Here is a 14,069-nt window from a genome sequence, read left to right as displayed (position 1 = left end):
GAGTCTGAAAATAATGACATTGAAATCTTCCGAATGGTGCTTGATATCGCCAGCGGCCGCAAAAAACCATGGGCGGATTCACAATGATTTATGTCTGTTCAATCCCGCTCCCGTGACCTGATTTTCAGAAACGGCTGAAGAGCGATTACCGACGCGAGGAAAAAAAACGGAATTTATGATAAAGCGGTTTCGTGATAAACAAGATGACAACATATGACGGTTTTCGAAAGGAATTTACGGAATGATAACGAAATGCCTTACGATAAGCAGAAGAAATAACCGGAATTTAATAGATTGATAAGTTCCGCGTCATGATTCCATATGAGCCTCCAGCAAGACTCAACCAAAAACATTTTGCTTCTACGATAAATTCCTCTTATGATGATGCAGCTCGTATTCAGCAATGTGATGGGCCGATTTACTGCGGCAATCGGTATCCGGGCAGATCATCCATATATTCTGCGTCGCGTTTCATCCTTACAAATTTTCCTCATCCAGATCCATTCCTTGCGCATCAAAGCGCATCAGTTTACAATCCTTCACAGATATACAAATGAATTTTTACAATAAACATAAAATATGTAATTTCTGACACAATTATGCCAATAGACCTAAAAAATAAGCAGCATCAAGGGCGGCACTAAGTGAAGAAGAGTCGGTAACCGGCTTCCATTCTGGCTCTTATCACCTCTTTTTAAGACTGTTTTTTCAGTGTCAGCCCCATTTTATATTTTATGAATAATTGTAACCAGTTCGTTTGTAAAATCGAACAATAACTCCTTCGAAAGTATTCTATACACCTTTGTTATAATCATGCTAGGATGTTAGATAAAGGGATATATTGTATGATATTGGATCCCTGTTCAATGCGATCGGAGGGAGCTCATGAACAATCTTGCCTTTTTATTTCCTGGACAAGGGTCTCAATTTGTAGGAATGGGCAAACATTTTTGGGATGATTTTGCGCTTGCAAAGAGATTATTTGAAGAAGCGAGCGATGCGATCTCCTTGGATTTAAAAAAGCTGTGTTTTAATGGTGATATGAATGAATTGACAAAGACAATGAATGCGCAGCCCGCTATTTTAACAGTCAGTGTGATTGCTTTTCAAGTGTATATGCAGGAAATAGGGGTTAAGCCGCGCTTTCTTGCAGGTCATAGCTTAGGAGAATACTCAGCGCTTGTCTGCAGTGGGGCCCTTTCTTTTCATGATGCCGTTACACTTGTAAGGCGGCGGGGTATTCTTATGCAAAATGCGGATCCTCAGCAGCAGGGGACAATGGCCGCCGTGACGCATCTCTCTCTCCAAACATTGCAAGAAATATGTTCGAAAGTGTCGACGGAAGACTTTCCGGCAGGTGTAGCCTGTATGAATTCAGATCAGCAGCATGTGATTTCCGGACACCGGAAAGCTGTGGAACGTGTCATCAGGATGGCGGAGGAAAAGGGAGCTGAATACACTTATTTGAATGTCAGCGCGCCTTTTCACAGTTCGATGATACGATCGGCATCCGAACAATTCCAGACCGTATTACACCAGTATTCCTTCCGGGATGCGGCATGGCCGATTATTTCGAATGTCACCGCACGGCCTTACAGCACCGGAAATTCGGTCAACGAACATCTCAAGCAGCACATGACGATGCCGGTAAGATGGGCGGAATCGATGCATTACTTGCTTTTACACGGAGTCACGGAAGTTATCGAAATGGGCCCAAAGAATGTTTTAGGCAGTCTGCTGAAAAAAATAACGAATCATATTGCACCTTACCCTTTAGGACAGACATCTGATGTTCACCAGCTGTCGAATTCAGCGGAAAGAAATAAAAACATTGTCCATTTACGAAAAAAACAACTGAATAAATTGATGATTCAATCCGTCATTTCGCGAAATTACAACAAGGATTCATTGGCTTATTCCAACATGACGACGCGATTATTTACGCAAATCCAAGAGCTGAAAAAGAGAATGGAAAGAAATGAAGATGAGCTTTCAGAACAAGAGCTCGAACATTCGATCCATTTGTGCAAATTAATTTGCGAGGCTAAACAGCTTCCGGCTTGGGAACAATTGCGGATTTTAAAATAAAGCGCCCAGGAGGGGACCTATGTATACCAGTCAATTCCAAACCTTAGTCGATGTCATTCGGGAAAGAAGCAATATTTCTGATCGCGGAATCCGTTTTATCGAATCCGATAAAAACGAGACAGTTGTCTCTTATCGCCAATTGTTTGAAGAGGCGCAAGGGTTTCTTGGCTATTTACAGCATATCGGCATTCAGCCGAAGCAGGAAATTGTATTTCAAATCCAGGAAAACAAATCATTTGTCGTTGCTTTTTGGGCTTGTTTATTAGGGGGAATGATCCCGGTACCGGTCAGTATCGGAGAAGATGATGACCATAAGCTGAAGGTCTGGCGGATTTGGAATATATTAAATCATCCGTTTCTGGTTGCCTCTGAAAAAGTATTGGACAAAATAAAAAAATACGCTGCAGAACACGATTTACAGGATTTCCATCATCAATTAAACGAGAAATCTGACATTATTCAAGATCAAACCTACGATTACCCCGCTTCGTTTTATGAACCTGAAGCGGATGAACTGGCTTTTATCCAATTTTCTTCAGGATCGACAGGAGATCCAAAAGGAGTCATGTTAACGCATCATAACTTAATACATAATACGTGCGCCATTCGAAATGCTCTGTCCATTGACTCAAAAGACTCTTTCTTATCTTGGATGCCCTTAACGCATGATATGGGGCTCATCGCCTGCCACCTTGTTCCCTTCTTAGTGGGTACCAATCAAAATTTAATGCCTACAGAATTATTTATTCGCAGACCTATTCTTTGGATGAAAAAAGCTCATGAACATAAATGCAGTATTCTATCCTCTCCTAATTTCGGATACAACTACTTCCTTAAATTTCTGAAAAACGAACCAGACTGGGATTTATCCCACATCAGAGTCATCGCAAACGGTGCAGAACCGATATTGCCGGAGCTCTGTGACGAATTTTTAACAAGATGCGCAGCATTCAATATGAAAAGATCCGCCATTTTGAATGTTTACGGTTTAGCGGAAGCGTCGGTCGGCGCAACGTTCTCTAAAACAGGAGAAGAATTCGTTCCCGTTTATCTGCATCGCGATCATTTAAACCTCGGCGAAAAAGCTGTAAAAGTCAGCAAAGAGGACCAAAATTGCGCTTCATTCGTCGAAGTGGGACAACCCATTGACTATTGTCAGATTCGAATCTCCGACGAAGCAAATGAAAGATTAGAAGACGGAATCATCGGCCATATCCATATCAAAGGAGACAACGTGACTCAAGGGTATTATAACAACCCCGAAAGTACGGACAGAGCACTGACTTCTGACGGCTGGATAAAAACGGGAGACCTCGGATTCATTAGTGAAAGTGGCAACTTAGTCGTAACCGGAAGAGAAAAGGACATTATTTTCGTGAACGGAAAAAATATCTACCCTCACGATATTGAACGGGTTGCGATTGAACTGGAAGAGGTTGACTTAGGAAGGGTTGCCGCCTGCGGTGTATATGATCAAAATACGCGAAGCGGAGAAATCGTGCTCTTTGTTGTTTTCAAAAAATCACCTGAAAAATTTGCGCCGCTTGTCAAAGAGATCAAAAAGCATTTATACCAGCGGGGCGGCTGGAGCATAAAAGAAGTCCTTCCGATCCGAAAGCTTCCAAAAACAACCAGCGGAAAAGTGAAGCGATATGAACTGGCCAGACAGTATGAGGCAGGGGAATTCTCGATAGAGTCTGCCGCCATCAATGAATTTTTGGAGGGCAGCCCGGAAAAATCAGGACAGACACCCATTCATCAGATAGAAACGGAATTGCTGTCTATCTTTTCCGAAGTGCTGGACGGGAAAAAGGTTCACCTTACTGATAGTTATTTTGATATGGGCGCAAATTCTTTACAGTTATCGCAGATTGCCGAGCGCATAGAACAGAAATTCGGACGCGAGCTTGCCGTTTCCGACCTCTTTACGTATCCTTCTATCACTAATTTAGCGGCATATCTGTCTGAAAGCCGTGCTGAAATCAAGCCTGATGTGACAGAGGAGCCAAACCATGTTTCTTCGAAAGATATCGCCATTATCGGGATGTCGCTCAATGTTCCGGGAGCAGCGACTAAAAGTGATTTTTGGAATCTGCTTGAAAAAGGGGAGCACAGCATTCGAGAATACCCTGCATCTCGGATGAAAGATGCGGCGGATTATTTAAAGTCCATCCAAAGCGATTTCAATGAGAATCAGTTTGTTAAGGGCGGCTATTTAGATGAAATCGACCGATTTGATTATTCGTTCTTCGGGTTAGCTCCTAAAACGGCTCAGTTTATGGACCCTAATCAAAGACTGTTTTTACAGTCTGCATGGCATGCGATTGAAGATGCGGGCTATGCCGGCGACAGTATGAACGGGAGTCAGGTCGGGGTATATGCAGGGTATTCGAAGGTGGGCTACGATTATGAACGCCTCCTTTCTGCGAGTTATCCGGAGGAACTTCATCAATATATTGTAGGCAATCTTCCTTCCGTGTTAGCCAGCCGGATCGCTTATTTCTTAAATTTAAAAGGGCCGGCGGTCACAGTTGATACGGCCTGCTCTTCATCGCTTGCCGCCGTTCATATGGCATGCAAATCTATCATTTCCGGCGAATGTGAAATGGCTATTGCCGGAGGTGTCCGGACATCTCTCCTGCCGATCTGTATCGGGCTTGATATGGAATCTTCGGACGGGTACACCAAAACGTTCAGCAAAGATTCAGACGGCACGGGCACAGGGGAAGGGGCGGCTGCAGTCCTGTTAAAACCTTTGCAGGATGCGGTTCGCGACGGAGACCATATTTACGGCGTGATCAAGGGAAGCGCGATGAATCAAGACGGAACAACCGCCGGGATTACCGCCCCGAATCCGGCAGCTCAGACTGAGGTCATTGAGACGGCCTGGAAAGACGCGGGCGTTGCTCCTGAAACGCTGTCTTTCATCGAAGCGCATGGCACCGGGACTAAACTCGGCGATCCGGTTGAATTTAACGGACTTTGTAAAGCGTTTGAAAAGCATACGGCAAAAAAACAATTTTGTGCGATTGGTTCTGTTAAATCGAACATCGGTCATTTGTTTGAAGCGGCAGGCATCGTAGGGCTGATCAAATCTGTCCTCATGCTGAATCATAAGAAAAACCCGCCGTTAGCTCACTTTAACGAACCTAATCCGCTCATTCACTTTCACTCTTCACCTTTTTATGTAAATCAGGAAGCTGCAGAGTTCACATCTGGTGACGGACCTCTGCGGGGCGGAATCAGCTCGTTTGGTTTTAGCGGAACGAATGCGCATGTGGTGCTGGAAGAATATACTGCTCAAAGTGAGTATGCTCCCGAGGACGAAAATGAGCCGCACCTCTTTGTTTTGTCTGCTCAAACAGAAAGTTCACTCTATGAGCTCGCACAGCAGTACCGGCAATATGTATCGGATGACAGCCAAGCTTCATTGAAGTCCATTTGCTATACAGCCAGTACGGGCAGGGCTCATTTGGATCATGGGATGGCCATGATTGTATCCAGTAAGCAAGAGTTATCTGATAAGCTGACCTGCCTGGTTCAGGGAGACAGAAATATCCCCGGAGTATACGTTGGTTACAAGAATATGAAGGAAATGCTGCCTGCTCAAAAAGAAGAGCTGAATAAACAAGCCGCTGATCTGGCCGAGCGGCGTACACGTACACAGGATGAACAAATCACACGGCTGAATCGAGCCGCCGAATTATTTGTGCAAGGAGCCGTTATAGATTGGCGCGCATTTTATTCCGGTGAAACCGTACAAAAAACGCCATTGCCTTTGTATCCGTTTGAACGGAATCGCTGCTGGGCTGAAGCTGCCCCTTTGCGCGTAAACGAGGGAGAAGAGAGAGGAGAAGCAGTATTGAATATCAATCAATCGAAGGCGCATATTGAATCCTTCCTGAAAACTGTAATCAGTAATGCTTCGGGGATCAGAGCGGATGAAATCGATCTGAATGCCCATTTTATCGGGCTCGGAATGGATTCCATCATGCTGTCACAGGTCAAAAAGGCCATCGCGGACGAATTTGGGGTAGACATCCCGATGGATCGTTTTTTTGATACGATGAACAACCTTCAAAGTGTCATAGATTACTTGGCTGAGACCGCTCCAACATCCTTTGCATCCGCTCCGCCTCAAGAGAATGTTCCGGCGCGGGAAAAACCGGTCATTTCAGAAGCGCAGCCTGAATCAGAGCACAGAGAAGACCGTCAAGAGCATATGCTTGAAAAAATAATCGCTTCTCAGAATCAATTAATTCAGGATACCTTACAGGCTCAATTAAATAGCTTTAATTTGCTGAGAACCAGCGGACATCATTCCGATGAGAAAGAATACGCTAAAGCGCAAGAAAAATCAATTCCTTCTGTCGAGCAGGGACCTCCTGTTGCTGCCGGAGAAAAGAAATTGACTCAAGAAGTGAAACCCTATGTTCCTTTTCAGCCTCAGAGTCTGCATGAACAGGGACACTATACCACACAGCAAAGACAATATTTAGAAGATTTCATCAGGAAATACGCAGACAAAACGAAAGGTTCCAAACAATATACGGACAAAACCCGATTTGCTCATGCAAACAACCGCAATTTGTCCAGCTTCCGTTCATATTGGAAGGAAATCGTGTACCCGATTATCGCCGAACGTTCTGACGGCTCCAAGATGTGGGATATTGACGGAAACGAATATATCGATATCACCATGGGATTCGGAGTTAACCTTTTCGGGCATCATCCATCCTTTATTACACAGGTAATCGATGATTCAACCCGCTCATCCCTGCCTCCGCTCGGCCCGATGTCGGATGTCGCCGGGGAAGTTGCCGACCGAATCCGCACATGCACTGGCGTAGAAAGGGTCGCTTTCTATAATTCCGGAACAGAGGCCGTCATGGTTGCCCTGCGATTGGCAAGGGCGGCAACAGGAAGAAAGAAAGTTGTGGCGTTCTCGGGCTCTTATCACGGGACGTTTGACGGCGTATTGGGAGTTGCGAGCACAAAAGGCGGGGCTGCGTCTGCGAATCCGCTGGCTCCGGGCATACTGCAGAGCTTTATGGATGATTTGATTATTTTGCATTACAACAATCCAGATTCGCTGGACGTGATCCGCAGTCTCGGGGATGAATTGGCCGCCGTACTGGTGGAACCGGTACAAAGCCGCAGACCGGATTTGCAGCCGGAAGCATTTCTGAAAGAACTGCGGGCGATCACACAGCAATCTGGGACAGCTCTGATTATGGATGAAATTATTACGGGATTTCGGATCGGTCTCGGCGGCGCCCAGGAATGGTTCGGCATTCAAGCCGATTTAGTGACCTACGGAAAAATCATCGGAGGCGGACAGCCGTTAGGGATTGTTGCCGGAAAAGCTGAGTTCATGAATGCGATCGACGGAGGAACCTGGCAGTATGGGGATGATTCCTATCCGCAAGACGAGGCGAAACGCACCTTTGTGGCCGGCACCTTCAATACTCACCCGCTTACCATGAGAATGTCATTAGCCGTGCTTCGCCATTTACAAACCGAGGGAGAACATCTGTATGAGCAGTTAAATCAAAAAACAGCCTATCTGGTCGATCAGCTAAATCGCTGCTTTGAACAATCGGAAGTGCCTATCCGCATGGTTCGATTCGGTTCTTTATTCCGGTTTGTCTCATCGCTTGATAACGACTTGTTCTTTTACCACCTTAACTATAAAGGGGTCTATGTATGGGAAGGACGCAACTGCTTCTTGTCCGCGGCGCATACCGCGGATGATATTGAAAACATCATTCAAGCCGTTAAAGACACGGTGAAAGATCTTCGTCGAGGCGGATTTATTCCGGGAGGCCCGGATTCCCCTGATGACGGAGGCCATAACAAATCCGGAATACACGAGCTTTCACCTGAACAAAAACAATTGGTTCTGGCATCACATTATGGGAATGACGCTTCTGCGGCTTTAAACCAGTCCATTATGCTGAAAGTGAAGGGCAAACTGCAGCATACGCTCTTAAAACAAGCAGTCCGGCATATCGTCGGCCGCCATGAGGCTTTACGTACGGTGATTCATGTTGATGACGAAGTACAGCAAGTGCAGGAACGGATAAATGCAGAAATTCCTGTCATTGATTTTACCGGTTACCCGGAAGAGCAACGGGAGACGGAAATTCAGAAATGGCTGACAGAAGATGCCAAGCGGCCGTTTCATTTCCAAGAACAAAAGCCTTTGTTTAGAATCCATGTGCTTACATCGGCTCAAGACGAACATCTGATTGTGCTTACATTCCATCATATCATTGCCGACGGATGGTCAATTGCTGTCTTTGTTCAAGAGCTGGAGAGCAACTATGCGGCAATTGCAGAAGGAAAACCGATTCCCCCGAAAGCGGCCGCTGCTTCATTTCGCCAATATTTAGACTGGCAGCAGGCGCAGATTGACAGCGGCCGTTATGAAGAAGGAGTCCGTTATTGGCGTCACCATTTCTCTGAACCGATACAGCAGGCAGTCCTGCCGAGCATCGCTTCTGCCCGTTTTCCGAACGGGTATGAGGGTGACCGGTTCACCGTCAGGCTTGGGCGGCCTTTAAGCGAGGCTTTAAAGTCATTAAGCATTCGGAGGAAAAATAGCGTATTTGTCACGATGCTGGGCGCATTTCATCTTTTTCTGCACCAGCTTACCAAACAGTCCGGTCTTGTGATCGGAATCCCTACAGCCGGTCAATCACATATGAAACAGCATGATCTGATTGGAAATTGCGTCAATATGATTCCGGTGAAGAACACATCTTCTTCAGAAAACACCTTAGCCGGTTATCTTGGCAGTATGAAAGAAAGCGTGAATCATGCAATGCTTCATCAGGCCGTTCCGATGACACTGATAGCCAGAGAACTTCCGCACGATCAAGTGCCGGAAATGCGTATTATTTTTAATTTGGACAGGCCTTTTCGAAAGCTTCATTTCGGAAAGGCGGAAGCCGAGCTCGTTGCTTACCCTATGAAATGCATTTCATATGATCTATTTCTTAATGCAACGGATGTGGACCAAGAATATGTTCTAGATTTCGACTTTAATACGAATGTCATCAGTCCGGAGATCATGCAAAAGTGGGGAGTAGGCTTTACGAAATTACTGCAAAAAATGGTGGAGGGGGATTCAGTCCCTCTTGACGCCTTGATGATGTTTTCCGATGAGGAACAGCATGATTTACAGCAACTGTATGCCGATCATCAAAAGCGGGTCTCTTCAATAGTCAGCAATACGGCAAACTTCGCTGACGCCTACGAGGCGCCGGCAAATGAAACGGAGCGGCAGCTGGCGCAGATTTGGGAGGAACTTTTCGGCCTTGACCGGGTTGGCAGATCAGATCGCTTCCTGGCATTGGGAGGAAACTCACTCCAAGCGACGCTTATGCTTTCCAAAGTTCAGAAGACATTTCATCAAAAGGTTTCCATCGGACAATTTTTCAATCACCAGACTGTTAAGGAATTAGCAAGCTTCATTCAGAATGAAAAGAAAGTCATGCACCTCCCGATGAAGGCGGCTGAGAAAAAAGCGCATTACCCGACATCACCGGCGCAGCAAAGAGTATATTTCCTTCACCAAATGGAACCCGATCAATTGGCTCAGAATATGTTCGGCCAAATATCAATTATAGGGCAATACGATGAGCAAGCCCTGATTTCTTCTCTTCAGCAAGTCATGCAGCGGCATGAAGCGTTTCGCACGTATTTTGACATTTCTGATGGCGAAATTGTCCAGAAACTTGAAAACGAAGTTGATGTTAACATTCATGTCCGGACAATGAGCCGGGACGAATTTGATGCCTATGCAGACCGGTTTGTAAAACCGTTCCGTTTGGAACAAGCTCCTTTGGTCCGTGCGGAGCTGATCAAGATTGATAACGGGCAGGCCGAACTGCTCATCGATATGCACCATATCATTTCGGACGGTTATTCCATCAACATACTTACAAATGAATTGCTGGCTTTATATCATCAGAAACCATTACCGGACATTGAATTTGAATATAAAGATTTTGCAGAATGGCAGAACCAATGGCTGAATGAGGATGCCATGAAGCAGCAGGAGACATACTGGCTTGAACAATTTCAAGAAGAAATTCCGGTTCTTCAACTGCCGACAGACGGTTCAAAAGCGGCGGAACGATCTTCCGTCGGGCAGCGCGTGACGTGCTCCTTACAGCCGGATGTAATCCGTTCGCTGCAAGATCTGGCGCAAAAGGCGGGAACGACCCTTTATACGGTGCTTCTGGCCGCCTACAAAGTGCTGCTTCATAAATATACAGGGCAAGAAGATATTGTCGTAGGCACGCCTGCTTCAGGAAGAAATCATCCGGATGTCGAAAATATCATCGGGATTTTCATTCAAACTATCGGAATCCGGACGAAGCCGCTCGCCAATAGAAAGTTTACGGATTATCTGGAAGAAGTAAAGCGGCAGACGCTTGACGCTTTCGAAAACCAAGACTATCCATTCGACCGGCTGGTGGAAAAATTAAATGTACAGCGGGAAACAACAGGCAAATCACTGTTTAACACAATGTTTGTGTTTCAAAATATTGAATTTCATGAAATCCGGCATGATGAATGTACATTTAAAGTGAAAGAACGAAATCCAGGGGTCTCTTTATATGATTTGATGCTGACGGTTGAAGATGCCGGCCAACAGATCGAGATGCACTTTGATTTTAAACCGGGACAGTTTGAAAAAGAAACCATTGAACAGATCACAAAACACTATATCAGCATTTTAAAGAGCCTTGTGAAGCAGCCGGAGATGACGTTGTCTTCCGTTCCTATGCTGTCTGAAACCGAACGGTATCAATTGCTGACGGAGTTTAATGACACAAAGATGCCGTATCCGCATAACGAAACGGTATCCCGGTGGTTTGAAATCCAGGCGGAACAGCGGCCTGATCATGAAGCCGTTATTTTCGGCAATGAGCGGTATACGTACAGACAGCTCAATGAACGGGCAAACCAATTGGCGCGGACGTTACGGACAAAAGGCATACAAGCGGATCAATTCGTTGCCATCATCTCTCCGCATTGCATCGAGCTGATTGTTGGAATTTTGGCTGTTCTGAAATCCGGCGGCGCATACGTGCCCATTGATCCTGAATATCCGGAGGACCGTATCCATTATATGCTGAGTGACTCAAAAGCGGAGATTGTGTTGACACACCAGAGCCTGCAAGTTCAATTACCGTATGATGGTGACGTTGTGCTTCTGGATGAGGAAAACTCTTATCATGCAGACCGCTCAAATCTTGAATTGTTCAGCGATGCGCATGATTTAGCCTACATGATCTATACGTCGGGTTCGACCGGCAATCCGAAAGGTGTACTCATTGAGCACCAGGGGCTGGCCAATTATATTTGGTGGGCGAAAGAAGTTTATGTGCGGGGAGAGAAAACCAACTTCCCATTATACTCTTCCATCTCTTTTGACCTGACGGTGACTTCGATTTTTACACCGCTGGTGACGGGAAATACCATCATTGTCTACGACGGAGAAGATAAAAGCGCTGTCCTTTCTGCGATTATGCAGGACTCAAGAATAGACATGATCAAATTGACCCCGGCACATTTGCACGTCATCAAGGAGATGAATATAGCAAGTGACACCACAATACGGAAAATGATTGTGGGCGGAGAAAATTTAAGCACCCGTCTGGCCAAAAGTGTCAGCGAGCAGTTTAAAGGACGGCTGGACATATTCAATGAGTACGGACCGACGGAAACTGTCGTCGGATGTATGATTTACCGTTACGACGCAAAACGGGACAAGCGGGAATTTGTACCGATCGGCGCTGCGGCTGCCAACACGGACATTTATGTGGCTGATGCAAGCAGAAATCTGGTTCCGATCGGGGTAATCGGTGAAATGTATATCAGCGGACCCGGTGTTGCCAGAGGGTATTGGAATCGCCCGGATTTAACGGCAGAAAAATTTGTTGAAAACCCGTTTATCCCGGGAGCGAAGATGTACAAATCAGGGGACTTGGCTAAGCGATTGAGGGATGGAAATCTTGTGTATGTGGGCCGCATCGATGAACAAGTCAAAATCAGGGGACACCGAATCGAACTTGGTGAGATCGAAGCAGCGATGCATAACGTGGAAGAGGTGCAAAAAGCCGCGGTTACAGCCAGAGAAGCAGAAGACGGCTTAAAACAATTATGCGCGTATTACGTAAGCGACAAACCTATAGCGGCTGCGCAGCTTAGGGAACAATTGTCATCTGAGCTCCCGGACTACATGGTTCCGTCCTATTTTGTCCGTCTGGAGCATATGCCGTTAACGTCCAACGGGAAAATAAACCGCAAAGCACTACCTGCACCCGAAGCAAGTCTGCAGCAGACAGCTGAATATGTTCCGCCGGGCAATGAGGTCGAGTCCAAACTGACAGATTTGTGGAAGGAAGTGCTCGGAATAAGCCGTGCGGGGATCAAACATAATTTCTTTGATCTCGGAGGAAATTCCATTCGTGCGGCGGCCTTAGCTGCAAGAATTCATAAAGAGCTGGATGTGAACCTGACGTTAAAAGACATATTCAAGTTTCCTACCATTGAACAATTGGCTGACAAAGCATTACACATGGACAAAAATCGATATGTACCGATCCCGGCCGCAAAGGAAATGCCCTATTATCCGGTTTCTTCAGCTCAAAGGCGCATGTATTTGTTAAGTCACGCAGAAGGTGGCGAGCTGACTTACAATATGACGGGTGCCATGAGCGTGGAAGGGACGATCGATCCCGACCGGTTAAACGCCGCTTTCCAAAAATTAATCGAACGTCATGAAGCTTTGCGGACCAGCTTTGAATTATACGAAGGCGAACCGGCACAGCGTATTCATCAGAACGTCGAATTTACAATAGAACGAATTCAAGCTAGCGAAGAAGAAGCGAAAGACCGTGTGATTGATTTCATCCAAGCGTTTGATTTAGCTAAGCCGCCGTTGATGCGGGCCGGTCTGATTGAAGTTGAACCTGCGCGGCATGTGCTTGTGGTTGATATGCATCATATCATTTCTGACGGTGTGTCCGTGAATATTCTGATGAAGGATTTAAGCCTGCTTTACGCGGGGAACGAACCGGAGCCGCTTTCTGTTCAATATAAAGACTATGCGGTTTGGCAGCAATCTGACATTCAGAAACGGAATATCGAGAGCCAGGAAGCATACTGGCTGGAACAGTTTCGTGATGACATTCCTGTACTGGAAATGCCTGCGGATTACGAAAGACCTGATATACGCGATTACGAAGGAGAATCCTTTGAATTTGTTATACCGGAACACTTGAAACAACGTTTAAGCCAACTTGAAGAAAACACAGGAGCAACACTGTATATGATTTTATTGGCAGCCTATACGATTCTTTTATCCAAATACAGCGGACAAGAGGATATTGTCGTAGGAACGCCATCTGCCGGTCGGACTCATTTGGATGTAGAGTCAGTCGTGGGAATGTTCGTCAATACGTTAGTCATTCGCAATCACCCGGCGGGCCGTAAAACATTTGATGCCTACTTAAACGAAGTAAAAGAAAACATGCTGGATGCCTATAAAAATCAAGATTATCCGTTGGAAGAATTGATTCAGCACTTACATCTTTCAAAAGATTCAAGCCGCAATCCTTTGTTCGATACGATGTTTGTGCTGCAAAATCTCGATCACGCTGAATTGACATTCGATTCCCTTCAGCTCAAGCCGTATCAATTTCATCATCCGGTTGCCAAATTCGATCTGACCTTGTCGATTCAGGCAGACCAAGACAACTATCACGGTCTGTTTGAATATTCGAAAAAACTGTTTAAGAAAAGCAGAATCGAGGCTTTATCAAACGACTACTTACACATCCTATCAGCGATTCTAGAACAACCGAGCATTCCAATCGAACATATCGGATTGAGCGGCGGCGATGAGGAAGAAGAGAACATGCTGGATTCTATTCAATTGAACTTTTAGGAAAAGCATATAT

At 45.7% G+C, this 14,069-nt stretch carries 2 protein-coding genes and 1 pseudogene; all 3 read left to right on the top strand.

Annotation, left to right across the window (positions count from 1 at the left end):
• Positions 1–21: 21 nt before the first annotated feature.
• Positions 22–121: pseudogene (locus QRX25_RS08980) on the top strand (hypothetical protein); the annotation flags it as partial.
• 764 nt (positions 122–885) lie between these two features.
• Positions 886–2,088: an ACP S-malonyltransferase gene (gene fabD / locus QRX25_RS08975; RefSeq protein ID WP_115997477.1), complete on the top strand. Its 1,203-nt coding sequence runs from the start codon at positions 886–888 to the stop codon at positions 2,086–2,088.
• Positions 2,089–2,107: 19 nt separating this feature from the next.
• Positions 2,108–14,056 (top strand): non-ribosomal peptide synthetase/type I polyketide synthase, encoded by an 11,949-nt coding sequence (locus QRX25_RS08970; RefSeq protein WP_212101499.1) that lies wholly within the window; start codon positions 2,108–2,110, stop codon positions 14,054–14,056.
• Positions 14,057–14,069: the final 13 nt, after the last annotated feature.

The organism is Bacillus sp. L381, assembly GCF_030284525.1.
GTDB classification, from domain to species: Bacteria; Bacillota; Bacilli; order Bacillales; family Bacillaceae; genus Bacillus; species Bacillus amyloliquefaciens.
Note: the sequence above shows the minus strand (reverse complement) of the source record. Positions and strands in the feature narration are given on the sequence as shown.

What these genes read in the sequence shown, in the direction of transcription:
- fabD (WP_115997477.1), top strand. Translation starts at nt 886, where the DNA reads ATGAACAATCTTGCCTTTTTATTTCCTGGACAAGGGTCTCAATTTGTA.
- QRX25_RS08970 (WP_212101499.1), top strand. Translation starts at nt 2,108, where the DNA reads ATGTATACCAGTCAATTCCAAACCTTAGTCGATGTCATTCGGGAAAGA.